We start from the raw sequence: 22,867 nt of genomic DNA, 5'->3' as shown, positions 1-22,867 counted from the left end.
ATGCTGTGGACCGGAAGGGGGTGTCAGGCCGGAGCGGTCGCGGCCTCGCGGAGGCCGAGCCGCTCGCACGCCTCGAGGGCGGCGCCCAGTCGGCTGGTGGGGCGAGCCTGGCTCGCCTGGAGTACACGCAGCGCCTGATGGCCGGGCTGCGAGGCAGACATCGCCCGTACGGTCGTGGCGTACTCGGCGACGGAGAGATCGGGGTGGTTGGTCATCCACTCCGGGTCGAAGGGGCGCACCTGGAACTGGCCGCGGTGCAGCTCGATCCAGTACCGGACCGTGCGGCCGGCCGGCGGGATCAGGCCGGTGACCACCGGCCAGTCGACCAGTCCGTCACCGACCGGGCAGAGCAGCCGGTCCGCTCCCCCGGCGGCCGCGGCGAACAGCGCGTCGTCGACGTACACATGCCGTGTGTACGGCGCGACCCGGGCGGCGGCCGCCACCGGGTCCTCGAGGTTGACCAGCACGTTCACCGGATCGAACCCGACCGTGATCAGGTCCTCGCCGCAGCGCTCGACCAGCCGGACCACGTCGTACGTCGAGATCTCCTCGTGGGTCTTCACCGCGAGCCGCAGGTTGTGGTCCGCGAGGATCGGCCGCAGCACCCCGGTCAGGGCGACGAACGCGTCGAGCTGCCGCTGCCACGGGACGAGTCGTGCGTAGCGGTCCTCGATCAGGCCGATGATCACCGGTACGTCGGCGACCCCGAACGCGTCGGTGGCCGCGGCGAGCCGCGCGAAGCCACGCAACGCATCGCCGTCCCCGGCCCGCAGCAGCGGCACCGAGTCGTCGAGCCGGTGCGGATGCAGGTTCGGGAAACCGACCACGACCTCGACGCCGAGGTCCGTACCGTGGTCGCGAACCTCGGCCAGCTCGGCCTCGTCCAGCCCGGTGCTCAGCGAGAACGCCGTGGGGAACAGGACCGCGCCGAGTCCCGCGCCGTGCGCCAGCCGGAGAACCTCCACAGGGGTGAGGTCCTCGTCGGCGAGGCTGAGCGCGTAGACGCCGAGCCGCCGGCCGTTCACGTCGCCAGCCCGAGGTTGTCGACCAGCGCACGCAGGTACTTGATACTCGACCGGGCCGCGTCGACCGCGTCGGTGAAGCCGAAGGTGGTCGGTGTGCAGTCCTCGATCGAGGCCAGGTCACCGGCCGCGATCCGGCGGCTGCCGTCCTGGGCCAGCCCGAGGTACGCCGCCAGTTCGCGCACCGACAGATCCGGATGGGCCGCCTGCCAGGCCTCGTCGAACACCTCGACGACGGTCTGGGTCCGGCTCGGGATCTGGTCCGCGCGGAACGTCGGGTAGGTGACCGCCACCTCCTCCCACGGCTGCGCGTTCTCGATCGACAGCGTGAGTTCCGGCGTACCGACGGCGAGGATCCGCAGGATCGCCTCGAAGTCGATCAGTCCCTGGCCGAGCGGACGTTCCTGGTACAGCACGCCGTCCGCGTCGACGGCCAGCGCGGCGTCCTTGAAGTGCGTCTGCCGGACGTACGGCGCCACCCGCTCGGCCGCGCGCACCGGGTGTTCGGCCCGCTGCATCGGGTTCGAGGTGTCGAAGACGATGCCGATCGCGTCCGGCCCGACCGCCTCGACCAGCCGGACGAGCTCGAAGGTCGTGATCTCCTCGTGGGTCTCCAGATTGATGTGGATCCCGAGATCGCGGGCGATCGGGGCGAGGGTTCGCAGGTACTTCTCGGTGGCGACGAGCTGGTCCTCCCAGCTGACGTCGGTGCGGAACCGGTCATAGGCCAGCCGGCCGGGATACGGCTTGTAGTTCGCCGTACCCGCCCACAGCTCGAGGCAGCCGATCTCGGCACACGCTGTCATCATGCGCCGGAAACCGAGCAGCGTGTCACCGCCGCCGATCTGCCGCAGCTCGGGCGCCTCGGCCATCGCGTACGGGTTCACCTTGCCGAGACCGGACTCCAGGTACAGCCCGAGCTCGTCGGCCCGCTGCCGGATGTCGCGGAGCTCACCGGGATCGAGCGTCGGCGACATGTCCAGGACGGTGCGGAAGAAGATGCCGGAGACGCCGAGGTCCTTGGCGTGGTCCAGGCTGGCGAGCGGTCCGTTGGCCTTCGAGCCGGGGATCTTGCGGCCGTCGATGCCTACGCGCATGCGATCACTCCTTGCCTTGGTGAATGCGGCCTCGCCGGGCGAGGTCCCGACGGTGTGAACTGCCCCACACCGTTCTTGTATCTTGTATATTCGATGCATTATTCGTCGTCAATGGGTAAGAGAGGACGGCACCGTCATGACCGTCGCCGCAGACGAACGCGATCACTTTCTGCAGTCACTCGACCGCGATCCGGGCCCAGCACTGGCCCTGCTGGCCGATCGACTCGACCGGTTGCACCACGACCTGGCCCCGCGGGCGCAGCTGACCTATCGGGTGTCCGAACATTCCTTCACCGCCGGCCGCCACGAGATCCCGGCGCTCGCGCTGCTCTTCCGTTCGTACGGCGTCACCGCCGAGGCAGACCTCGCCGCGGTCGAACGGGCCCGCGGGCTGGTCCTCACCGGCGAGGTGCGCCCACCGAGCTGAGACCGGTTCGCGATCGGACACAGCAAAACACCGCGACCGGAGACCCGGTCGCGGTGTTGGTGCGGTCTTCGGTTGTTACTGCGTCAGCACACCGTGAACTGCGGTACCGGATCGTTGTAGCTGTCGCTCCAAGGACCCGCGCTGACGATGATCGTCATCGTGAGGCACGGGGCGGAGGCCGGCGAGTACAGCATCGCGCCGGTACCGACGGTGTTGTCCTTCGCCGACTGGCCGTAGCTCCCGTACCGGTTGCTGATGTTCGCGTAGAGGCCCATGCCGTTCGGGTTGCTCGGCGCGACCTGGACCCAGTTGGTCACACAGCGCGCGGACCAGTACACCCGGGCCTGCCCGACGTACCGCCCGTACTTGTCCCAGACCCCCGTCGAGTAGATCACCTGCTGGTCGCTGGTGCAGCCCTTGATCCACGGGAAGTACCCGCTCATCTCGGAACCCGCGTGCGCCGGCACCGCCGCCACCGCGGTCCCCAGCACCCCGACTGCCAGCGCCGCGATCCCCGCCCGGAACTTGCTCTTCATTCTCATGTCGCGGAACGTAACAACGGGCCGAGGGCAACCACCTCGGATGAAGGCAAACCCTTCATCCGGCCCTTCGGCTCTCAGGGTGCCGGGACGGCGCCCTGAGCATTAGGCTCGTAGCGTGTTCCACGGTCGGCGTACCAGATCATGAGCCAGCCTGAGCAGGGCCGGCCCGTTGCCGAGCAGAGTGAGCGGTTCGAGATCGTCGCGATCGCCTCGTCGGCCGGTGGTATCCGTGCGCTGACCCAGGTGCTCGGCGCGCTCCCACCCGGGTTCCCGGTGCCGGTGGTGGTCGTCCAGCACCTCGACCCGCGGCACGAGACTGTGATCGCGGACGTCCTCGGCCGGCGCAGCGCGCTGCCGGTGAAGCTCGCCGCGGCCGGTGAGGCCGCGACCGCCGGTACCGTCTACGTCGCGCCGCCGAACCGCCACCTGCTGGTCGGTGTGGGCGGCGAACTGACGCTGTCGAACAGCGAACTCGTGCACTTCGTCCGGCCGTCCGCGGATCTTTTGTTCGAGTCGGTGGCCGGGGCCTACGGTGCCCGCGCGATAGCCTGCGTGCTGACCGGATCCGGAAGCGACGGGGCGATGGGAGTGAGCGCGGTCAAAACACGTGGCGGCACCGTGATCGCGGAAGATCCGCAGACGGCGGAGTTCAGGGGTATGCCGGAGGCGGCGGTCGGCACCGGGTCGGTGGACTTCGTGCTGCCGCTCGGCGAGATCGCGGACGTCATCGACGCCCTGGTCGAATCGAGGAGTGTCTGATGGCGAGCGAGCCGAACGAGAGCCTGGACCCTGAGCTCGAGCAACTGCTCGCGTTCATCCGGGACGCGCGGGGCTTCGACTTCACCGGCTACAAGCGGTCGTCGCTGGCGCGGCGGGTACGCAAGCGGATGGCCGACGTCGGCATCACGGAGTACCTCGACTACCGGGATCTGCTGGAGGCGAGCGCGGAAGAGTTCGACTTCCTGTTCAACACCATCCTGATCAATGTCACCAGCTTCTTCCGGGATGCCGAGAGCTGGACCTACCTGCAGCGGGAGATCATTCCCGAGCTGCTGAGCAGCGTCGGCTCCGAGGAGGACATCCGGGTCTGGAGCGCGGGCTGCTCCAGCGGCGAGGAGGCGTACTCCCTGGCCATCGTCTTCGCCCAGGCGCTCGGGATCGAGGAATGTGCTCGGCGGGTCAAGATCTACGGGACCGACGTGGACGAGGAGGCCCTGCGGGAGGCCCGCTCCGGGTCGTACTCGGAGCGGTCGCTCGAGGCGCTGTCCGACGACCTGCGCAACGAGTACTTCGAACAGAGCGGATCGCGGTTCGTGTTCCGGTCGGACCTCCGCCGCCGGGTGATCTTCGGCCGGCACGACATCACCAAGGACGCGCCGATCTCCCGCCTGCATCTGCTGGTCTGCCGCAACACGTTGATGTACTTCAACGTCGAGGCGCAGTCGCAGATCATCGACCGGTTCCACTTCGCGCTGCGCGAGGGCGGCCATCTGTTCCTCGGCAAGGCCGAGATGCTGTTGTCCGACGGCGAGCGGTTCGAGGTCGTCAGCATGCGGCAGCGGATTTTCCGGCGGCGGTCGGGACGGACCGACGCCCAGCACCTGACCATCCCGCTGACCCTGGACCCGGCGGCCGGGGTCGAGGTGCGCGACGTCGCGCGGAAGCGGCAACTGCGCGACCTGGTCCTGGAGACGGCACCGAACGCGATGATCTCGGTCGACCTGGACGGAATCATCATCCAGGCGAACAGCCAGGCGCGGGCCCAGTTCGGGCTGACGTCGCAGGACGTCGGGCGGCCGTTCCGCGACCTGGAGATCTCGTACCGCCCGACGGAGCTCCGCTCGCTGATCGAACGCGCGCACTCCGAGCGCCGCTCGATCCGGGTGAACGCGGTCGAGCGCCGGTTGTCCGCCGACGACGTGCAGTACCTCGACATCACCGTGCAGCCGCTGACCGCCGACGACGGCCTGGTCATCGGATCGTCCGTGGCGTTCGTCGACACGACCGCGCTCACCCGGCTGCAGCTGGAGGTGAAACGCAACCGGGAGGACCTGGAGACGGCGTACGAGGAACTCCAGTCGACCAACGAAGAGCTCGAGACCACCAACGAGGAACTCCAGTCCAGCATCGAGGAGCTCGAAACCACCAACGAAGAGCTCCAGTCCACGAACGAGGAACTCGAGACCACCAACGAGGAACTCCAGTCGGGCAACGAAGAGCTGGACACGATGAACGAGGAGATCCGGATCCGCAGTACCGAGCTGGACGAGGCGCGCACCTTCCTCGAGGGCGTTCTGTCCAGCGTCGCGGCCGGCGTGGTCGTACTGGACAGCGAACTGCGGGTGCGCAGCTGGAACCGCGGCGCGGAAGAGCTCTGGGGACTGCGCGGCGACGAGGTCCAGCGCCAGCCGTTCTTCCACCTCGACTTCGGGCTGCCGACCGAAGCCCTGGTCGAGGTCGTGAACCGTTGCCTGGTCACCGGCGTCCGGACCGAGCCGGTCGATCTGATCGCGGTGAACCGCAAGGGCCGGCGGATCCGGTGCTCGGTGATCTGCTCGCCGCTCGACAGCCAGTCCGACGGCGTGGTGCTGCTGATGGAGGACATCCAGGAGCTCTCCGAGGAGGGCTAGACTGACGAGCGTGGTGGGAGGGCTGTCCGTGTGGATCGGTCCTGCTCAGGAGCAGGCCGAGCTGCAACGCGCCCGGGCCGGCCGTGCTGCCGCGATCGCATGCCGTCACGAGGATCTGGCCACCACCGCACCGGAGGCGCTCCGCAGTGTCCATATACGCCTCGCGGAACTTCACCGCAGGAGTGAAGAGCGCCATCTGACCACTGCGCGGCTGCACGACGCCCACGTCCAGCGACTCACCCGCTGGTACTCGGCGACGGACATGGAGAGCGAGCGTCCGCGGCTGATCTCGGCCGTCGCGGAGTTGGTCGGCGCCCGCGGCGCGGGGCTCACCCTGCTCGGTTCCGAGCGGACGGAAGCCTCGTCGATCGCATCAGGCCCGTTGGCAGCGGCCGCCCAGGATCTCGAGCTGACGCTCGGCGAAGGCCCGGTCCACGATTCCACCGCGGCCGGCCTGCCGGTAATCGCGACCGCTGCGTCGCTGGCCCGTCGCTGGCCGCACTACTCGCCCGCGGTCCGGGCGCTCGGCGTCCACTCGCTGGCCGTCGTACCGCTCGGATCGGGCGGACGCTGCGTCGGGGCGCTCGCCGTGTTCGATCCACCGGACGCCGATCGGCCGGATCCGCTGACCGGCGACCTGGAGGGCCTCGCCGACGCACTCACCCACACGATGCTGCTGACCGAGCAGTGCCTGGGCCAGGTGATCGACGCGAGCGGGACGGCCTCGGCGGCGTACCTGCTGGGCTCCCCGAACCACCGGGTCGTCCTGCACCAGGCGGTCGGCATGGTCGCCGCCCAGTGCGAGTGCAGCATCGAGGACGCGTTCTCACTCGTCAGGGCCCGCGCCTTCGCCGACGACGTCCCGGTGACCGACGTGGCCCGGCTGATCGTCGACAAGCGGCTCCGGCTCGACGAGGACCGCGACCGATGAGCGGGGCGGAACACCCGGGGTACGGCGCCGTCTCGGAGCTCGTCGGAAGATTCGTGACGGACACGGATCTGGTCGGCACGCTCGGCTGGCTGACGGACCGCTGTACCGAACTGGCCGGCGTCAGCGCCTCCGCACTGTCACTCGCCGATCGGCAGGGCACGCTCGACGTCGTCGCGGCGTCCTCGGAGTCGGCGCACGGGCTGCAGCAGACCGCCGAAGGCCCGGCGCAGGACTGCTACGCGAGCGGTTTCCGCATCGATTGTCCCGATCTGAACGAGGCCGACGCGCGATGGCCGGGCTATGCGCCCGCGGCCCGCCGGGACGGCGTACGCGCGGTCCACGCCTTCCCGATGCCGCTGCCGGAACGGACCATCGGCGTACTGACACTGTTCCTGGACACGGCCGGCACCCTCTCCGCCAAAGCGCTCGAGACAGGCCAACTGCTTGCCGCGACGGCAGCTCTCGGTGTCGAGAGTCATCAGGCGACGCAGCACGAGCTCCGGGCCGACCAGTTGCAGGGAGCGCTCACCAGCCGGGTGGTCATCGAGCAGGCGAAAGGCGTGCTCGCCGAGCGGCTCGGCCTCGGTCTCGCCGAGTCGTTCGAGGTACTGCGGGGGTACGCCCGGCGCAACGGTCGCCGGCTCACGGACGTGGCCACGGCCGTACTCGACGGCAGCCTCGTCCTTCCCACACCGCCGCCGCGCTGACGCACGTACGTCAGTCGGTGAGACCGGTCATGCGCAGGGTGAGGTTGATGCGGCCGGTGGCGAGGCCGCACCCTTCGGGGGCGGTGTGCGGGTGGATCCGGGTGATGCCGTGGTAGGCGAGGCGGGAGGCACCGCCGAAGACGAACAGGTCGCCGGACCGTAGGAGCAGGTCGGTGTACGGCTTGCCGCGGTTCTCGGTGTTTCCGAAGCGGAAGGTGCTGGTGTCTCCGATCGACAGCGAGACGACCGGGGCGAGGGAACGCTCGTCCTTGTCCTGGTGCATGCCCATCCGCGCCGCGTCGTCGTAGTAGTTCACGAGCGCGGTGTCCGGGGTGTACGCCTGGACCTCGGCGTCGGTGTGGCCGGTCGCCTGGAGCGCGCGCCGGCCGAGGCGGACGAGCCATTCCGGGAACGGCAGCACCCGCGCCCCGTTCACGTCGGTCGCCGCCCGCGTGTACTTGTACGGCTGCCAGTGCCAGCCTAGGCACACCGTCCGGACCGACATCTCGTGGCCGCGGACCTTGGCCGCACGGATCGGGACCGGACCCGCGGCCCAGTTCCGGAACTGGCCGACGATCCACGCCTGCTGCTCGAGACCGAGCCAGCCCGGGACGAGCGCGGCCCCCGGACCCGGCTCGCTCGCCGGTCCGCCGTCCAGGTCGAGCGGCAACTCCGTCATCCGTCGAATCCTCGCATCATCACGATCCGCTCGTCGGCACCGACGTACCACGGCCGCCCGGCGCGGGTGACGCCGGAGATCCCGGGGAGGTTGTGACGTCCCACGAGGTCCAGCGCCCGCGGGTCGGAGACCGCGGCGGCGAGCAGCGCACGCGCAGGGTCCCACGGAGTCGACCACAACAACCTCCGGGTCAGCTGCGCCCACCCGAGCGGCGGTCCGAACATGATCCACAGGTCAGCATCGGCCGCCGCGAACCGGGTCGCCTGCCGCAACCACGACGCCGCGGTCTCCGGCCACGTCAGCTCCAGCACAACCTCACCGTCCCAGTCATCCGCGACCGCTCGTACGGCGTCGACAGAAGCAGGATCGCGCCCCGAACCGATCGCGATCGACCGCGCACCCCGCGACCGCGCCAGCCCGACGAGAGCCGCCACCTCCCGCGCATCGACGGACGTGTCGTCAGGCGGGCTGAACTGGATGCGTAGCAGGGGGCTGGGGTTCACGACCATGAAACGCCGGCAGCGCTCGTCGTGTGAGCCGCCGGCTCGCGATGGCCGGGGCCGACATCAGCGCCGACAACCACGGAACCAGCTTGTCCGCGGCACCGTCAGCCTGTAGGCGCTAGCCGAGGCGTGGGACGATTTCGGTCAGGCGGGTGGCGAACTCGACCGGGTCGCGGTCGGGCATGAACTGGAGTTCGGTGATGCCGAGGGCGGCGTACTGTTCGGCGGCGGCGAGGAAGGCGTCCGGGTCGTCGAGCACGTTGCCGGTGTAGACGGCGGTCTTGGTGATCTCGTCGTAGTCGCGGTCCACGTCGTCGCAGTGCGCTCGCAGTGTGTCGAGCTTGTGCGCCACGTCGTCGGGCGTGACCGCGAACAGGTTGCAGGCATCGGCGTACTGCGCCACCAGCCGGAGCGTCTTCTTCTCACCGCCACCCCCGACCATGATCCGCGGCCGCGGCGACGAGATCGGCGCGGGCACGCAGAGCGTCTCGGCGAGCTGGTAGTACCGTCCGTCGAACGGTCCGTTGTCGTCGCTCCACATCTGCCGGCAGATCCGCAGACTCTCCTCCAGCCGCTCGAACCGCTCCCCCATCGGCACGACCGGTACGCCGAGCGCCCGCTGCTCACGCTCGTACCAGGACGCACCGATGCCGAGGAACGCGCGGCCACCGGACAGTACGTCGAGCGTGGTCACGATCTTCGCCAGCAGCCCGGGGTAGCGGTACATGACCCCGGTGACGAGCAGACCGAGCTGCAGCCGCTCGGTCCGCGCGGCGACGTACCCGAGGGTCGTGTACCCCTCCAGCATCGGCTCGTCGGCGGTGCCGCGGTGCTCCATCTGGAAGTAGTGGTCCATGACCGTGAAGCGGTGGAACCCCGCCTCCTCCACGATCCGGGCCGTCTCGGCGAGCGTCGGCGCGATCCGCGCCGGATCGGTCGGTTCGGAGTAGTTCCAGTAGTGCAGACCGAGCTTCACGAGACCCTCCGCTGGTGAGTTCCGTACCTTCGAGTCCTCCCACCTTATGGTTCGAAACCCTTGTCCCCGAACAGGGCGACCTTCAGTGCACCGGTGGTTGCCGGCGTGCTGAAGACGTCATACGCGTCCTGCATCTCGGCCAGACCGAAGCGGTGCGTGATCAGGCCCGGCATCTGCAGTCGCCCGGCCGCCAGCATGGACAGCAGGCGCGGTGTGGAGAACGTGTCGACGAGCCCGGTCGTGATCGTGACGTCCTTGATCCACAGATCCTCGAGGTGCAGCGTCGCCGGTGCGCCGTGGACGCCCACGTTCGCGACCCGGCCGCCCGGGCGGACGACACGCGTGCAGAGCTCGAAGGTCGCCGGTACGCCGACCGCCTCGATCGCCACGTCCGCGCCGAGTCCACCGGTCAGCTCGCGAACCTTCGCCTCCACGTCCTCGTCGGAGCCGAGGGCTAGGTCGGCACCGCGTTCGAGGGCGGCCTTCCGGCGCGAGTCGGCGGCATCGACGACCACGACCCGAGCGGGCGTGAACAGCTTGCTCGTCGCCAGCGCGGCCAGTCCGATCGGCCCGGCGCCGACGATCACCACGGTGTCGCCGGGTGAGACCTTGCCGTTGAGTACGCCGACCTCGTACGACGTCGGCAGGACGTCGGCCAGCAGTACGGCGTCGTCGTTGCTGACGTTGTCGGGCAGCTTGTAGACCGAGCGGTCGGCGTACGGAACCCGGACCAGCTCCGCCTGCGTGCCGTCGATCAGGTGGCCGAGGATCCAGCCGCCACCGCCGAGGCACTGCCCGTACCGCCCCTGCCGGCAGTACTCGCACCGCCCACACGAGGTGATGCACGAGACCAGGACCCGGTCCCCCACCGCCACACCGCGGACACCGGCGCCGACCGCGGTGATCGTACCGACAGCCTCGTGACCGAGGATTCGACCCGGCTGCACGGCCGGCACATCACCCTTCAGGATGTGCAGATCGGTCCCGCAGATCGTCACCGCGTCGACGCGGACGATCGCGTCCTCGGGATCCTGCAGCACCGGGTCGGGCACCTCGTGCCAACTCCGCTGCCCCGGACCGTTGTAGACCAACGCTTTCATCTCCGAACCTCCCTGAACGAGAACTCCCACTCCGACTCTCGGAGATCCGGCCCGCCCCGGCAGCGGCCGAAGGACCCCTGTCCACCAGGACCTTCCGGCCTTGATGAGCTGTGATCCGGGCCCCGGATGCGGCATCGTTCAGAGATGAAGCGATTGCCGAAGAAGATCTACGAGGCCGAGCTGCTGCGCCTGCAGGCCGAGCTGGTGAAGCTGCAGGAGTGGGTACGGACCGAGAAGGCGCGCGTGGTGGTCGTGTTCGAGGGCCGCGACGCCGCCGGGAAGGGCAGCACGATCAAGCGCGTCACGGAGTACCTGAATCCGCGCGTCGCCCGGATCGCCGCCCTCCCCGCACCGACCGAGCGCGAGCGCACCCAGTGGTACTTCCAGCGGTACGTCGAACACCTGCCGGCCGCCGGCGAGATCGTGCTGTTCGACCGCAGCTGGTACAACCGCGCCGGCGTCGAACGCGTGATGGGGTTCTGCACCAACCAGGAGTACGCCCGGTTCCTGCACCAGTGCCCGATCGTCGAGCGGCTGCTGGTCGAGGACGGCGTACTGCTGCGCAAGTACTGGTTCTCGGTCAGCGACGGCGAACAGGAGAACCGCTTCCGCAGCCGGCTCGAGGACCCGATGCGCCGGTGGAAGCTGTCGCCGATGGACCTGGAGTCGATCAGCCGCTGGGAGGACTACTCGCGCGCGAAGGACGAGATGTTCGTCCACACCGACATCCCCGAGGCACCGTGGTACGTCGTCGAGAGCGAGGACAAGCGCTCCGCCCGGATCAACATGATCGCCCACCTGCTGTCCACGATCCCGTACCACGAGGTCCAGCGACTGCCGCTCGAACTCCCGCCGCGCCCGCCGTCGAAGGGGTACGAACGTCCACCCCGCGACATGCACACCCAGATCCCCGACCACGCGGCCCAGTTGCCCCGCTAGCGGCTGATGGTCTGGGCCGCCTCCGCCAGCTCGGCCAGCCGGTGCGCGCGGGCCGACTCGGCCGGGGTGAACGGCTCGCCCGGCCGGGTGAACACGAACAGACCCGTCCACGGTGACGGCACCTTCAGCACGTCCCCGGGCAGCTGCCCGGCCAGCGCCGCGCGGTCCGTCACGAGCCGGGCGCCGAGGAGCTCGGCGACCGCGTGGGGCAGCTCGGCCGGGTCCGCGACGACCCGCGCCGACAGGCTCAGCGCCTTCGTCTGCCCGTCGACCAACGCCAGCGCGGTCGTCGGCCAGACGTGGGTCTCACGTCCGCCGGCCGCCGCGACCGCCGCCTCGAGGTCACCAGCGGTCAGCTCCTCCGGCGCCGACACCACCAGCTCGTCCCGCACACCGTCGTCCACCGGATGCACATGCAGGCCGAGAATGTTCGCATCCAGTACGGCGAGCCGCCGGGTCACGCTCTCCAACGAACCGGCGCGGTCGTCGAGCGTCACCCGGATCCGCCACAACGTCCCGATCCCCTGCCGCGGCCGGACCGTCGGCGCGTGCAGCCACGAGCGGAGCAGCCGCATGGTCGACGGCTCCACCACCCAGATCACCAGCGCGGTCGTAACGCTCGCGAGCACTGCCACCGACATCAGGTACGGCGGATGCGCGGCCAGCACCACCGCATGCAGCGCCAGCTCCACGGGTGCGACCGCCACGAGCTTCGCCAGCGTCAGGCGCAATCGCCGCGGATGCGGCAACCGCCCGCACACCTCACACGCCGTACCGCCGGTCAGCGTCGTACGCAGCGAATCCATGGTTCCAGGGTCACCGGCCCGGATTGCCCGCGTGTTGCGCGGCTGTGAAGTTCATCGGCGGAGACGAAGGTCCCGAGTGGCGGGCACCGAACGGCAGGTGCGCTCGGTGCCGAACCGGTAGATGCTCAGGTCCATAGCCTTGAGGAGACGCCCATGATTCACCGACCCGTTGTCGTCGGCGTCGACGGCTCTCCGGCCGCGGACGTCGCGGTCCGCTGGGGAGCCCTGGAGGCCGCGTCGTTGAGCACCGACCTCCGGCTGCTGTGTGCGCTTCCGGCCGCCGCGGACGTCCTCGATCGCGCGGCGTCCCTCGCCCGAAGCGTGCGGCCGGGCATCGTCCCGGAAACCCGGATCGAGAACGGTACGCCGTCGGCCGTGCTGGTGGAGGCCTCCGGAGAGGCCGCGGTTGTGGTGATCGGCAGCCGCGGGCTCGGGCTGATGGTCGGGGCCGTGGTCGGCTCCACCGGCCTCGACCTCGCCGCGAACGCGCGCTGCCCGGTGGTCGTCGTACGGCCGGACCTCGGCAGCACGGCCGGGGTCCGGGTGGTGATCGGGTACGACGGTTCGCCCGGAAGCGAGGTGGCGCTCGACTACGGGCTCGACTACGCCCGCCGCCACGATCTCCTCGTCCGGGTCGTCGCCGCGCAGCCGGCCGGAACCGAGCTGCACCGGATCACCGAGGACGAGCTACGCCGAGCGGTCCACGAGCGCGGCGGCCATGACGCCGAACTCGTCCAGATCTCCGGCCACCCCGCCGAACACCTCCTCCGCCTCGCCGGCGACGCCGCCCTGATCGTCCTCGGCGCCCGTGGCCGCGGCGGCTTCGCCGGCATGTTCCTCGGGTCCGTCAGCCAAACCGTCCTCCACCACGCCGACTGCCCCGTCGCCGTCATCCCCGCCGCCATGACCGACGGCTGAACCTGCGGACCTGCAGGCCATCACAATCACAGCTCGCCCAGCCCACGCCCGCGGCGGATGCCGCGCGGCAGACGATTGTGATGGCCTAGCGATCCGCCACCAGCTTCTCCTCGAAGAACGCCAGCACGCGGTCGACGCCCTCCTGCTGGCGGTGTTCGGTCAACGTGGAGTGTTTGCGGCCGGGAAACTCCACCGCGATGAAGTTGTCGCCGAGCTCGCGGCGAAGGGTGTCGAAGCGGGTCCCAACGGCCGGATCGTCCTGGTAGCGCAGGCCGAGCACCTGGCATCCCGCGGCGGCCTTCGCCTTCACCGACGCCAGGTCGGCCGGGCTGAGTCCCAGGTCGGCCCTCCGCGCCGCACCGACCGGAGCAGGCGACGCAGGCTGCGCAAGAACCGGCGCCGCAACAGGCGCATCGGCCAGCATCGCGAGGGCAAAACCGCCCGTCATACACATGCCGACGGCACCGACGCCCGGTCCGCCCAGCTCGTCGTGCAGCTCGCGAGCCAGCGACCGCAGCCACCCGGCGACCGGCGTCGTCCGCCCCATCGCGAACATGCTGAACTCCCGGCTCACACAGACAGCCGCGACGGTCCGCAGCGTCTCCCCCACCGACGCCGGCGCGCCCGGCCGGCCGAAGAGCGACGGCATCACGACCGTGAAGCCGCGAGCCACCACCTCGTCGGCAAACTCGAGCACACCAGGCGTGATGCCGGGGATCTCGTGGATCACAACCACACCCGGCCCGGTGCCCTTGCGGTACGTCGGGTGCGTGACGCCGTCTGCCGTGTGGCTACCGAGAGCCCAGGAGTCGAGCGAACTCATAGCACGGGACCATACACCGGGAGCAGCACGACTTTGGTCCCGCGCGCCAGGGACCAAGGCCTCTGCCCCAACGCGCCGGCCGCACCTCACGGTGGAAAAGTGCGGCAGTTCAAGGAGTACGACCACAGCTGGTTGCGGGGCGACCTGCTGGCGGGAGTCGGCGTCGCGGCGTACCTCGTCCCCCAGGTGATGGCGTACGCGACCGTCGCCGGGCTGCCGCCGGTCACCGGACTCTGGGCCAGCATCGGCCCACTCTCCGTCTACCTGCTCTTCGGCTCCTCACGGCAGCTGTCCGTCGGCCCCGAGTCGACGACCGCGCTGATGACGGCGGCGACCCTCGGCCCGCTCGCGGCCGGCGATCCCGCCCGGTACGGCGCGCTGGCCGCCGCGCTCGCGGTGATGGTTGGCGTACTGGCGCTCCTCGGCCGGCTGGCCCGGCTCGGAATCTTCGCCGAGCTGCTCTCGAAACCGGTGCTGATCGGCTACATGGCAGGCATCGCCGTGCTGATGATCGCCAGCCAGCTGGGCGCGGTGACCGGAGTCGCGGTCACCGGCGAGGGTTTCGGACCCAATGTCCGTTCCTTCGTCGCCCAGGCCGATCGTGTGCACTGGCCGACCGCAGCGCTTGCCGCGGCCGTGCTCGTCCTGCTGCTGATCGTCGGACGATTGTTGCCGAGAGCACCAGGTCCGCTCATCGCGGTGTTGCTGGCCACCGCGGCCGTTGCCGTGTTCTCGTTGCGCAGCAGCGGTATCAGAGTCGTCGGCGAGATCCCGCGCGGTCTGCCGATCCCCGGCTTCGACAAGGTCCAGCCCTCTGACCTGACCCAACTCGCGCTGCCCGCCCTCGGGATTCTCCTGGTCGGATTCTCCGACAACGTACTCACCGCACGCGCCTTCGCCGGCCGCACCGGCCAGACGATCGACGCGAACCAGGAGCTGGCCGCTCTCGGCGCGACCAACCTCGCCTCGGCCGTTCTGCACGGATTCCCGGTCAGCTGCAGCGGGAGCCGTACGGTCATCGGCGACTCGCTCGGCAGCCGCACACAGCTACTCGGCCGCCTGCCTGGTCGGCGTCGTACTGACACTCGTCGTCGCCGGACCGGCGCTCGCGGGATTCCCGACCGCGGCGCTCGGGGCGATCGTCGTGTACGCCGCACTGCGGCTCGTCGAGGTGGGAGAGTTCCGCCGGATCGCCCGCTTCCGGTACAGCGAGCTGGTTCTCGCCGTACTCACGACCGTCGCGGTCCTCGGCCTCGGCGTACTGTACGGCGTCCTCGCGGCGGTCGCGTTGTCGATCGTCGACCTGCTCCGCAAGCTCGCGCACCCGCACGACGGCATCCTCGGCCACGTACCGAATGTGGCCGGCATGCACGACATCGACGACTACCCGGACGCCAGGCCCGTCCCCGGCCTCGTCGTCTACCGGTACGACGCCCCGCTGTGCTTCGCCAACGCCGAGGACTTCCGCCGGCGCGCGCTGGAATCGTTGTCCTCGGCAACGGACCGGACCGAGTGGTTCCTGCTGAACGCCGAAGCGAATGTCGAACTCGACGTCTCCGGCGCGGACGCGCTCGAGCAGCTCCGCCAGGAACTGCACCAGCGCGGCATCGTGTTCGCGATCGCCCGCGTCAAACAGGACCTCCGCGACCAGCTGACCGCCGCCGGCCTGGTCGACCGCATCGGCGCCGACCGCATCTTCCTGACCCTTCCCACCGCGATCGAGGCGTACCGCCACGCCTCAGGGTTTGGTGGCGCGGGTGGCGTAGTAGCCGGGTAGCCAGCCGGCGGTGGCGTCGGCGTGGTGCGGGGCCTCTGCGAAGCCGCTGATCACGAAGCCGGCCGCGAGCTGGCCACCGAGCTGCTCGGCCATCGTGTGGCTGTACTCCAGCGGCGCGTTGGCGCCCCACAGCCGCTCGCGTTCCTCGGCCGGGATGTGCGTCAGGTCGCTGTACGGCAGGCGGTGCCGGACGACCAGCTCGCCGCGGGTGTCCATGACCTCCTGGTCGAACAGGTACACGTCGGGGTTGAGGAACCCGCAGAGCAGCGTCCCGCCCGGCCGCAGTACGCGGAAGCACTCGCGCCAGACCGGTGCGAGCTCGGGGACGAATAGGTTCGAGACCGGGTTGAAGACCAGATCGAACGACGAGTCAGCGAACTCGGACAGATCACGCATGTCGCCGAGCACCGTCCGCAGCTCGAGCCCCTCGCGCTCCGCGACCAGCTGATCCTGCTCGAGCTGACGCGGCGAGTTGTCGAACACCGTCACCCGCGCCCCGGCCGCAGCCAGGATCGGCCCTTGCTGTCCACCACCCGAAGCCAGACAAAGAACATCCACATCGGACAGGTCGTCCGGGAACCACGCCCGGTCGACCGGCTCATACCCGATCAGTACGACGGACCAGTCCCCAGCCCGCGCCCGCTCGACAACCTCACCACCCACCGGCCGCGACCACTCGTTACCGCTGTCCACTTCAAGGTCCCACGCCACACGGTTATGCGCCACCGGATCAAAACTCACGCCCCTACGGTAACGCCCCCCGACTCCGATAGCGTTCTGGTTTTCGTGCGAGGCGGGGGGATCGAATGGCAGTCGCCAGTTCCTGGTCGAAGATCGTCGAATGGCTGGCCACGAACCAGCCGGCCACGGCGGGCCTCATCAACCCGCCGGCAACACCCGTCGACATCCGGTACCTGCAGGCCGCGATCAATCGGCCGCTCCCGGACGACCTGGTCGAGTTCCTCCGGATCGCCAACGGTACCGAGCACCGGGCGATCCGGGGTTCGCTCGTCCCGACGCTCTACAACCTGATCCCGGTCAAGGACATGCTCGCGGGTCGGCAGATCCAGCAGAAGATCCAGCGTGAGATCTTCGGTTCCGGCCCCTCGGAGGAGGAGGAGCCGGCCGGGCGGTCGTCGGGGAACTGGCTCGGCAGCTTTCTGCCGATCGCCGAGGCGGCTGACGCCGGCAGCTTGTACGTCGATCTGCGCGATGGCGACCAGTTCGGGTGCGTTTGGGAGTGGTACCCCGAGGGAGGCCCAGCGTCGGCACCATGGTGGTCGGGGGTCGGCGAGATGATCGACGACATCGCGGGTGCGCTTGTGGACGAACAGCCCGCCCTCCTCGCCTACGCGAACGAGGACGGTCTGCTGCCGGAGGTCGACGAGGGTTATCTGCGGTGGTCGGCCCCCTAGGCTTCGGTGGGGAAGGCGAGAGTGAACGTCGAGCGGTGGTTGTTGGTGTGCACGGCGACGGTGCCGTGGTTGGCGTGCGTGACGCTGCCGACGATGGCCAGGCCGAGGCCGGAGCCGGGCATGCCGCGGGCGGTGGGTGAGCGGTAGAAGCGTTCGAAGATGTGGGGCAGGTCTTCGTCCGGGATGCCTGGGCCATGGTCCGTGACCGAGACGCGGCCGTCCGCCACCAGCACCTCGACGGAGCCGGGGCTCCACTTGAGTGCGTTGTCGATGAGGTTGCTCACGGCGTGCTCGACCGCCCCGGGATCGACGTACACCAGGCACGGCCGCAGGTCGGCCTCGACGGCGCGGCCGCGGAGGGCGGCGGCGGTCACGAGATCGAGGCGCACGATCTCCCGGTGCGGCACGGTCTCGCCGTACCGAGCGAGGTCGACGAGATCGCTGATCAACTGCCGCAACTCCCCCGCCTGCTCCCGCGCGGCCCGGACGAGCGCCGGCGCCTCCGGATCGGCCAGCGCGGCGCCGTCGTCCAGCAGGTCAAGGTTGGTGGTGAGACTCGTCAGCGGCGTACGCAGCTCGTGAGAGGCGTCCGCGACAAGCTGGCGTTGCGCGGTCACCGACTCGTCCAACGCCGCCATCATCGTGTCGAACGCGGCACCGAGCCTACCGACCTCGTCCGACCCGCGCGCACCGAGTCGCGCCGTCAGATCACGGGTCCGCGTGACATGCTCAGCCGCCGCGGTGAGCTCCGCGACCGGTCGCAGGATCCGGCCCGCCGCCAGCCGAGCAGCGCCGTACGTGATGAGCGCGGCCGCGACCGTGAGCCCGGCAAGCAGCAGTACGGCGTTGCGCAGCGCGCCGTCGTCCGCGTTCCCGGGCCGGCTTGTCCGGACCAGCGCGCCGACCGACGTGTCGGGCATCGGCGCGGTGTACAGCCGATAGTTCTGGTTGTCGTAACGCACATCCGCGAAGTACGCCGGCTGGGCACCCGCGGCGGTCGCGGCATCGCGGCTGTCGAGCGGGCCGAAGCGGGTGGGCCGGCCGGCGTCAACGGGTCCCGGATACAGCTGGACGTCGATCGAGCCGACCGTCACAGGCTTGTCCAGTACGGGCGTTGCACCCTTGTCGCTCGTCGACTCCTTCAGCCGCTGGGCGATCGCCGACGCCTGCTGAGCCGCGTCGATCAGCGACACGTCCACCCGTCCGCGCAGGCTCGCCGCGTACGACAGGTAGAGGACAGTACTCACACCGGCCGCCACGACCAGCACGATCAGCGCCGCCGCACCCGCGATCCGGTTCCGCAACGTCACGGCGTGTCCCGCAGTACGTACCCGAGCCCACGAACCGTCTGGAGCACCCGCGGCTCACCACCCGCCTCGAGCTTTCTCCTCAGGTAACTCATGTAGACCCAGAGGTTGTTCGACCCCACGCCGAAGTCGTAGCCCCACACCGCCTGGTAGATGCTCGTCTGGCTCAGGACCCGGCCGGGGTTGCGCAGGAAGAGCTCGAGCAGCAGGTACTCGGTACGACTGAGCACGATCTCGCGGCTCCCCCGCCATACCCGGGAGCCGGCGAGATCGAGTACGACGTCGCCGTACACCAACTGCTCGCTGCTCACGTCGTTGCGGCGAAGCAGCGCGCGGATCCGCGCGCGCAGCTCGGTCAGCGCGAACGGCTTCGTGAGGTAGTCGTCCGCGCCGGCGTCCAGCCCGGCGACCCGGTCGTCGACCAGCTCGCGCGCGCTGAGCATCAGGATCGGCGTGCGGTCGCCCCGGGAGCGCAGCCGGCGGCAGACCTCCAGCCCGTTCGGCTCGGGCATCGCGACGTCGAGCACGATCGCGTCGACCGCGAGCCGCGCGGTCTGGCGCAACGCCTCACCGCCACCGTCGGCCGTGTGGACCTCGTAGCCGTCGCGGGCGAGTGCGACGACCAGCGAGCGGCACACCGCCGCGTCGTCGTCGACCACCAGCACTCGCACGCGACTCATTCTGCGCCGTACTCGCCGGTTCCGTCCCTACTTCCCGGCCATGCTCTGCTTGACCCCGTCCAGCGCGGCCGCGAGCCGCGCCGGCTGGACGCCGAGGTCGTGCGCGACGGCGGCGAACGCCGCACTGTGCAGGTCGACGCCGTTCGGTTCGCGACTCAGCGCGCCGATCCGGTCCAGCGCCCGCTGGGCGGCAGCCGCCGGTACGCCGAGCCGCGACGCGAGCGCGTCCGCCGCCACCGGACCGGTCAGGCTGCGATCGCCCTGCAACCCGAAGACCGAGTACACGATCCGCTGCGCCGTTGACCGGCTGGTGTGCGCCGCGGCCGCGAACGCCGCGACCCCGGCGTCGGTGCTCCCACCGGCCCGCTTCGCGGCGACCAGCCCGGCCTGCAGCCGGCTCTCGCTCAGCCCGGCCGAAGCGGCAACCGACAGCAGGTCCATCGGATCGAACGACTTGCTTGCCTTGGCAGCCGGTGACGGCGTACTCCCCGACGACAGCGCCGCTGCGGGGACCGCGATCCCCGCAGCGGCGACGACTCCCGCGATGGTGCCGATTAGGCGACGGTTGAGTTTCATGACAGGCTCCTTCACTGCTGTTGGTACCTGCCACTCCACCCAACCGCCCCTAGACCCACCGTCCGGGAACCTTAGAGAACCCCTAAAGGCTGTCGAACCAGCCGACCGAGTCGACCTGGAAGTGCGCACCCCAGTTCGGGTAGTCGCCGCCGACGGCGTGCATCGTCACCTCGAGATGATCGACCGACGACCGGCCCACCCAGTTCGACACGTCGAGGCTGACCTCGTTCCACTGGTCCGCCTTGTACGGCTGGGTGATCGTCTGCACCGACGACCCTGACCTGAGTGTGAACGTCACCTCGTACCCGGTCGAGTTGGGCGCCCCGCCGTACGAGTCGACCCACACCACGACCCGCTTCGCCGCGGACAGGTCGAGCGGCGTCGCCGGGTCGGCGTACATCGTCTTGGGCAGCAACGACGACTCCACCGGCGAGGCACCGTCGAGCATGTACGGACCCGCCTGCGGTACGCCGGGGCCGTTCGCCGTCGCCGTTGCCGCGGACACCGACGCGATGCCCGGCCCGGCCTTCCAGCCCTGCGTCGTGCCGTCGTCGAAGTCGAACAACGGCTTCGCCACCGGCACCGGCTTCGGCGGTACGGCGACCGCTACCTCGTACTCGAACCCGGCAACCTGGAAGCACATCCGCGGGCTGTACGGATCCGCCGGCGCCGACCTGTCCACCGTCGCGTCGAACGTCCTCGTAGCCCCCGGAGCGATTCCGGTCGTCGGGAGCGTCGACGGGTTGAGCGTGACACCGTCGCAGGGCTTCACGTCCGTCGGGTCGCTCACCGGCCGCAGGTCGTCGTTCCGGACGGTCACCCGCACCGGCTTACCGGAGCCGATCCCGTCCGGCGCCGCGGCCGCGATCGAGAGGTTGCCGGTCCGGTCCGCCCCGGCGAGGGCGCCGGCCAGTTGTACGTCGTCCAGGTCGAACGACCCGCTCCACGCCGCCTGCGTACTCCCCCGGACCCACACCTTGATCCGGCCGATCCGCCCGGTCCACCCGGACAGGTCGATGCTCGCCTGCTGCCAGTCACCACCGTCACCGAGCCGAGTCGCGCCTTCGACGACCCGGCCGTTATCGCCGTACGCCTTGATCTTCACGAACCGCGTCCCGACCGTGGCGTCCGCCGGGATCCTGATCCGGACCGACAACGCCTGCGCCCCCGCCGTGTCGACCGGCTGCGGCAGTACGACGTCCGTACCGCGCCATAGCTGGGCGAGCTGGGCCGCATTGCCCGCCGACCAGGTGAAGTGGGTCCGCAGTACGCCGTCCACGGCCGTCACTTGATCCGACGCGTCGGACACCCGCCAGCCCTGCGTACCGTTGGTGAAGTCCATCAACGTCCGCGCCTGCCGCGGCATCGCCGTACGACTGGCTCCGACCGTCGTCGGATTGCTCCGTACGGCGAGCTTCGACGGATCCCAGCCGGGGACCAGCTCGGACCAGTCCTTGATGCCGATCACGTCGAGCGCGAACTTCGTCGCCTCCAACGACCGGCTGGTGTCGATGTCGCGGAACACGTTGTAGACGAGCTTCTGCGTCTTCGGCGCGGCCGGCGCGTCGACGGTGTCGTCCCACCACCACAGTCCGAGCCGCAGCCCGCCCTCCTGCCGGTGGTCGACGTGCCGGTGGAGGATGAACGCGTCGATCCCGGGCAGGAACGCGACCTTGTAGTACGCCAGCGCGTAGCAGGCGGCCTGGTTGCGCTCCGATTCCGCGCTCGTGTTCGGGGTGTTGCAGCCCTGCTCGGACAGGATGATCCGCCGCTGCTGACCGTCGTACGTCAGGCCCGGGCGGGAGAGGTACTGCGGCAGCACCTCGATGTTGCGCAAGGTGATCTTCGGGGTGGTGTCCGGGTCGCTGGTGGTGTTGCCGTCCTTCCAGAAGCGCGGGTCCACGAGGTTGTCCGGATAGGGGTGGTAGGCAACGTTCCACGGGTAGTCGCCGTGCGCCTTGGTCATCGCGTTCAGCCGGTCGACGACGTCCTTGCCCGCGTAGTACCGCAGCGGATCCGGTACGAGCGAGCGCGCCCACGCGTGCGTCAGCGACACGTACGTGCGGGCCTCGCCGTACGCCTTGCGGGTGGCGAGGTACGTGATCCGCAGCGCGCGTTCGTAGTACGGCAGGAACTCGTCGACGGTCTTCAGGCCCATGTTCTGCCAGTCCCACGGCGCGTCGATCTCGTTGCCGACGATGAACCCGGTGGCCCGGCCGTACTGCTGGTCGGCGCGGGTGTAGCGCTGGGCGAGGAACTCGACCGCGGCGGTGTAGTACGCGATGCCTTCGGCGGTCTTGGTGTTGAAGCCGAAGACCGGTCCGCCGCGCAGGTCCGCGTCCGGGTGCTTGAGCACCTGCCAGCTCGAGTTCGGGCGGTCGTCGCGGTACAGCAGCAGGATCAGGTTCACCACGGTGCCGTTGTCCGACAGCGGCTTGATCTGCCGGTCGATCCCGCCGACCGCGGCCGCGTCGAAGTAGAACGTCCGGCCCTGGGACACGAACGGGATCGACTGGCCGGCCCCGGCGTCGGACACCTGCATGATCTGGTTGAACGCGACGTTGATCGCGGCATGCCCGACCCCGAGCTCCTCGGCGTCGGCGGTCAGCTGGACCTGCAGCCCCTTCTTCGTCGGGCTGGTCGGGTACGGGTACTCGTTGGTCGGAGTGATCGCGACGTCGTCGACCTGGTGGTCGGTGCCGACGATCGCTCCGTCCGCGACGGCCACGAACTTGTCGTAGTACAGCTTCGTGGAGACTGTCGCCGCGAAGGCTCCGGCGGCGTCGGATCGTACGGTCGCCACCGGCGTGCTGCCGCTCCACGCCGAGTCGTCCTGCTCGACCCCGAGCGCGTAGACGGACACATCCGTGCTGGACGCGGCCGTGCCTTCGACCTGGATCGATTGGTCGGTCGCGCGGACCGAGGTGATGCCGGCCGGAGCCGCCGAGGCGGACGTGGTCACGAGTGCCGCGGCGGTGAGGGCGGTGGCCACCGCCGCGGTGATCATGCGTC

24 protein-coding genes and 1 pseudogene are annotated in these 22,867 nt (G+C 69.8%); 10 read left to right on the top strand and 15 right to left on the bottom strand.

The genetic code is table 11. From position 1 onward, the window contains the following. Positions 1–23: 23 nt before the first annotated feature. On the bottom strand, positions 24–1,025 hold the full coding sequence (locus ACQHIV_RS08275) for a sugar phosphate isomerase/epimerase family protein (RefSeq protein WP_427892882.1): 1,002 nt from the start codon (positions 1,023–1,025) through the stop codon (positions 24–26). Continuing rightward, positions 1,022–2,119, bottom strand: coding sequence for a sugar phosphate isomerase/epimerase family protein (locus tag ACQHIV_RS08270; protein WP_427892881.1), 1,098 nt, complete (start codon positions 2,117–2,119; stop codon positions 1,022–1,024). The genes ACQHIV_RS08275 and ACQHIV_RS08270 overlap by 4 nt, the downstream gene beginning before the upstream one ends. Before the next feature lie 136 nt (positions 2,120–2,255). Between ACQHIV_RS08270 and ACQHIV_RS08265 the strand changes: the two genes are divergently transcribed. Further along, positions 2,256–2,546, top strand: coding sequence for a hypothetical protein (locus ACQHIV_RS08265; protein ID WP_427892880.1), 291 nt, complete (start codon positions 2,256–2,258; stop codon positions 2,544–2,546). 83 nt (positions 2,547–2,629) lie between these two features. On the opposite strand, the gene ACQHIV_RS08260 is transcribed toward ACQHIV_RS08265, so the two are convergent. Continuing rightward, positions 2,630–3,088 (bottom strand): hypothetical protein, encoded by a 459-nt coding sequence (locus tag ACQHIV_RS08260; protein WP_427892879.1) that lies wholly within the window; start codon positions 3,086–3,088, stop codon positions 2,630–2,632. A 141-nt stretch (positions 3,089–3,229) separates the two neighbouring features. Here ACQHIV_RS08260 and ACQHIV_RS08255 point away from each other — a divergent pair, with 141 nt between their 5' ends. The 4 genes from ACQHIV_RS08255 to ACQHIV_RS08240 are packed head-to-tail and all read left to right on the top strand — an operon-like array spanning position 3,230 to position 7,356. Continuing rightward, a complete protein-coding gene (locus tag ACQHIV_RS08255; protein ID WP_427892878.1) occupies positions 3,230–3,847 on the top strand; it encodes a chemotaxis protein CheB in 618 nt (205 codons plus the stop codon). Continuing rightward, positions 3,847–5,718: a CheR family methyltransferase gene (locus ACQHIV_RS08250; RefSeq protein ID WP_427892877.1), complete on the top strand. Its 1,872-nt coding sequence runs from the start codon at positions 3,847–3,849 to the stop codon at positions 5,716–5,718. Before ACQHIV_RS08255 ends, ACQHIV_RS08250 begins: the two co-directional genes overlap by 1 nt. Positions 5,719–5,728: 10 nt before the next feature. Beyond that, positions 5,729–6,649, top strand: a complete 921-nt coding sequence (locus ACQHIV_RS08245) for a GAF and ANTAR domain-containing protein (protein ID WP_427892876.1) — start codon at positions 5,729–5,731, stop codon at positions 6,647–6,649. Beyond that, positions 6,646–7,356, top strand: coding sequence for a GAF and ANTAR domain-containing protein (locus tag ACQHIV_RS08240; protein ID WP_427892875.1), 711 nt, complete (start codon positions 6,646–6,648; stop codon positions 7,354–7,356). Before ACQHIV_RS08245 ends, ACQHIV_RS08240 begins: the two co-directional genes overlap by 4 nt. 10 nt (positions 7,357–7,366) lie before the next feature. On the opposite strand, the gene ACQHIV_RS08235 is transcribed toward ACQHIV_RS08240, so the two are convergent. The 4 genes from ACQHIV_RS08235 to ACQHIV_RS08220 all read right to left on the bottom strand — a co-directional run bounded on the left by ACQHIV_RS08235 (position 7,367) and on the right by ACQHIV_RS08220 (position 10,614). Further along, positions 7,367–8,035, bottom strand: a complete 669-nt coding sequence (locus tag ACQHIV_RS08235; protein WP_427892874.1) for an alpha-ketoglutarate-dependent dioxygenase AlkB family protein — start codon at positions 8,033–8,035, stop codon at positions 7,367–7,369. After that, positions 8,032–8,538 (bottom strand): hypothetical protein, encoded by a 507-nt coding sequence (locus ACQHIV_RS08230; RefSeq protein WP_427892873.1) that lies wholly within the window; start codon positions 8,536–8,538, stop codon positions 8,032–8,034. Before ACQHIV_RS08230 ends, ACQHIV_RS08235 begins: the two co-directional genes overlap by 4 nt. A gap of 118 nt (positions 8,539–8,656) precedes the next feature. Further along, on the bottom strand, positions 8,657–9,514 hold the full coding sequence (locus ACQHIV_RS08225; protein ID WP_427892872.1) for an LLM class F420-dependent oxidoreductase: 858 nt from the start codon (positions 9,512–9,514) through the stop codon (positions 8,657–8,659). A 44-nt stretch (positions 9,515–9,558) separates the two neighbouring features. Next, the gene (locus ACQHIV_RS08220; protein WP_427892871.1) at positions 9,559–10,614 is read right to left on the bottom strand and encodes a zinc-dependent alcohol dehydrogenase family protein; all 1,056 of its coding nucleotides are present in this window, start codon (positions 10,612–10,614) and stop codon (positions 9,559–9,561) included. A gap of 144 nt (positions 10,615–10,758) precedes the next feature. On the opposite strand from ACQHIV_RS08220, the gene ppk2 reads away from it, so the two are divergent. Next, positions 10,759–11,553: a polyphosphate kinase 2 gene (ppk2, locus tag ACQHIV_RS08215; RefSeq protein WP_427892870.1), complete on the top strand. Its 795-nt coding sequence runs from the start codon at positions 10,759–10,761 to the stop codon at positions 11,551–11,553. Here the strand turns inward: ppk2 and ACQHIV_RS08210 are convergent. Continuing rightward, entirely contained in the window at positions 11,550–12,359 is an 810-nt protein-coding gene (locus ACQHIV_RS08210; RefSeq protein WP_427892869.1) for an amino acid-binding protein, read from the bottom strand. The genes ppk2 and ACQHIV_RS08210 overlap by 4 nt on opposite strands. A gap of 153 nt (positions 12,360–12,512) precedes the next feature. Here ACQHIV_RS08210 and ACQHIV_RS08205 point away from each other — a divergent pair, with 153 nt between their 5' ends. Continuing rightward, positions 12,513–13,277: a universal stress protein gene (locus ACQHIV_RS08205; RefSeq protein ID WP_427892868.1), complete on the top strand. Its 765-nt coding sequence runs from the start codon at positions 12,513–12,515 to the stop codon at positions 13,275–13,277. An 85-nt stretch (positions 13,278–13,362) separates the two neighbouring features. Here ACQHIV_RS08205 and ACQHIV_RS08200 read toward each other — a convergent pair whose 3' ends face one another. Continuing rightward, positions 13,363–14,100: a dienelactone hydrolase family protein gene (locus ACQHIV_RS08200; protein ID WP_427892867.1), complete on the bottom strand. Its 738-nt coding sequence runs from the start codon at positions 14,098–14,100 to the stop codon at positions 13,363–13,365. 86 nt (positions 14,101–14,186) lie between these two features. Continuing rightward, the gene (locus ACQHIV_RS08195; RefSeq protein ID WP_427892866.1) at positions 14,187–14,345 is read right to left on the bottom strand and encodes a hypothetical protein; all 159 of its coding nucleotides are present in this window, start codon (positions 14,343–14,345) and stop codon (positions 14,187–14,189) included. Here ACQHIV_RS08195 and ACQHIV_RS08190 point away from each other — a divergent pair. Both ACQHIV_RS08190 and ACQHIV_RS08185 read left to right on the top strand, forming a co-directional pair. After that, positions 14,290–15,096 (top strand): annotated as a pseudogene (locus ACQHIV_RS08190) (SulP family inorganic anion transporter); the annotation flags it as partial. The gene ACQHIV_RS08195 and the pseudogene ACQHIV_RS08190 overlap by 56 nt on opposite strands. Positions 15,097–15,163: 67 nt before the next feature. Further along, positions 15,164–15,877: an STAS domain-containing protein gene (locus tag ACQHIV_RS08185; RefSeq protein WP_427896431.1), complete on the top strand. Its 714-nt coding sequence runs from the start codon at positions 15,164–15,166 to the stop codon at positions 15,875–15,877. Here the strand turns inward: ACQHIV_RS08185 and ACQHIV_RS08180 are convergent. Continuing rightward, positions 15,839–16,570, bottom strand: a complete 732-nt coding sequence (locus ACQHIV_RS08180; protein ID WP_427892865.1) for a class I SAM-dependent methyltransferase — start codon at positions 16,568–16,570, stop codon at positions 15,839–15,841. The genes ACQHIV_RS08185 and ACQHIV_RS08180 overlap by 39 nt on opposite strands. Before the next feature lie 113 nt (positions 16,571–16,683). Here ACQHIV_RS08180 and ACQHIV_RS08175 point away from each other — a divergent pair, with 113 nt between their 5' ends. Then, positions 16,684–17,292, top strand: a complete 609-nt coding sequence (locus ACQHIV_RS08175; protein ID WP_427892864.1) for an SMI1/KNR4 family protein — start codon at positions 16,684–16,686, stop codon at positions 17,290–17,292. On the opposite strand, the gene ACQHIV_RS08170 is transcribed toward ACQHIV_RS08175, so the two are convergent. From ACQHIV_RS08170 to ACQHIV_RS08155, 4 genes are all read right to left on the bottom strand, one after another. Continuing rightward, on the bottom strand, positions 17,289–18,602 hold the full coding sequence (locus tag ACQHIV_RS08170) for a sensor histidine kinase (RefSeq protein WP_427892863.1): 1,314 nt from the start codon (positions 18,600–18,602) through the stop codon (positions 17,289–17,291). The genes ACQHIV_RS08175 and ACQHIV_RS08170 overlap by 4 nt on opposite strands. Then, entirely contained in the window at positions 18,599–19,279 is a 681-nt protein-coding gene (locus tag ACQHIV_RS08165; RefSeq protein ID WP_427892862.1) for a response regulator transcription factor, read from the bottom strand. The genes ACQHIV_RS08170 and ACQHIV_RS08165 overlap by 4 nt, the downstream gene beginning before the upstream one ends. A 27-nt stretch (positions 19,280–19,306) precedes the next feature. Continuing rightward, positions 19,307–19,855, bottom strand: a complete 549-nt coding sequence (locus ACQHIV_RS08160; protein WP_427892861.1) for a hypothetical protein — start codon at positions 19,853–19,855, stop codon at positions 19,307–19,309. A gap of 82 nt (positions 19,856–19,937) precedes the next feature. Further along, on the bottom strand, positions 19,938–22,862 hold the full coding sequence (locus tag ACQHIV_RS08155; RefSeq protein WP_427892860.1) for a DUF5722 domain-containing protein: 2,925 nt from the start codon (positions 22,860–22,862) through the stop codon (positions 19,938–19,940). Between the last annotated feature and the right edge of the window lie 5 nt (positions 22,863–22,867).

Origin of the sequence: Kribbella polygonati (assembly GCF_050320105.1) — a bacterium.
In the GTDB taxonomy this organism is placed as follows: Bacteria; Actinomycetota; Actinomycetes; order Propionibacteriales; family Kribbellaceae; genus Kribbella.
The sequence above is the reverse complement of the archived record's forward strand: the minus strand, read 5'-3'. Positions and strand labels throughout refer to the sequence as shown.

Excerpts from the sequence above, each read along its gene's own strand:
- ACQHIV_RS08270 (WP_427892881.1), bottom strand. The coding sequence starts at position 2,119 with ATGCGCGTAGGCATCGACGGCCGCAAGATCCCCGGCTCGAAGGCCAAC.
- ACQHIV_RS08265 (WP_427892880.1), top strand. The coding sequence starts at position 2,256 with ATGACCGTCGCCGCAGACGAACGCGATCACTTTCTGCAGTCACTCGAC.
- ACQHIV_RS08260 (WP_427892879.1), bottom strand. The coding sequence starts at position 3,088 with ATGAGAATGAAGAGCAAGTTCCGGGCGGGGATCGCGGCGCTGGCAGTC.
- ACQHIV_RS08255 (WP_427892878.1), top strand. The coding sequence starts at position 3,230 with ATGAGCCAGCCTGAGCAGGGCCGGCCCGTTGCCGAGCAGAGTGAGCGG.
- ACQHIV_RS08250 (WP_427892877.1), top strand. The coding sequence starts at position 3,847 with ATGGCGAGCGAGCCGAACGAGAGCCTGGACCCTGAGCTCGAGCAACTG.
- ACQHIV_RS08240 (WP_427892875.1), top strand. The coding sequence starts at position 6,646 with ATGAGCGGGGCGGAACACCCGGGGTACGGCGCCGTCTCGGAGCTCGTC.
- ACQHIV_RS08235 (WP_427892874.1), bottom strand. The coding sequence starts at position 8,035 with ATGACGGAGTTGCCGCTCGACCTGGACGGCGGACCGGCGAGCGAGCCG.
- ACQHIV_RS08220 (WP_427892871.1), bottom strand. The coding sequence starts at position 10,614 with ATGAAAGCGTTGGTCTACAACGGTCCGGGGCAGCGGAGTTGGCACGAG.
- ppk2 (WP_427892870.1), top strand. The coding sequence starts at position 10,759 with ATGAAGCGATTGCCGAAGAAGATCTACGAGGCCGAGCTGCTGCGCCTG.
- ACQHIV_RS08210 (WP_427892869.1), bottom strand. The coding sequence starts at position 12,359 with ATGGATTCGCTGCGTACGACGCTGACCGGCGGTACGGCGTGTGAGGTG.
- ACQHIV_RS08205 (WP_427892868.1), top strand. The coding sequence starts at position 12,513 with ATGATTCACCGACCCGTTGTCGTCGGCGTCGACGGCTCTCCGGCCGCG.
- ACQHIV_RS08200 (WP_427892867.1), bottom strand. The coding sequence starts at position 14,100 with ATGAGTTCGCTCGACTCCTGGGCTCTCGGTAGCCACACGGCAGACGGC.
- ACQHIV_RS08195 (WP_427892866.1), bottom strand. The coding sequence starts at position 14,345 with ATGCTGGCCCAGAGTCCGGTGACCGGCGGCAGCCCGGCGACGGTCGCG.
- ACQHIV_RS08175 (WP_427892864.1), top strand. The coding sequence starts at position 16,684 with ATGGCAGTCGCCAGTTCCTGGTCGAAGATCGTCGAATGGCTGGCCACG.
- ACQHIV_RS08165 (WP_427892862.1), bottom strand. The coding sequence starts at position 19,279 with ATGAGTCGCGTGCGAGTGCTGGTGGTCGACGACGACGCGGCGGTGTGC.
- ACQHIV_RS08160 (WP_427892861.1), bottom strand. The coding sequence starts at position 19,855 with ATGAAACTCAACCGTCGCCTAATCGGCACCATCGCGGGAGTCGTCGCC.
- ACQHIV_RS08155 (WP_427892860.1), bottom strand. The coding sequence starts at position 22,862 with ATGATCACCGCGGCGGTGGCCACCGCCCTCACCGCCGCGGCACTCGTG.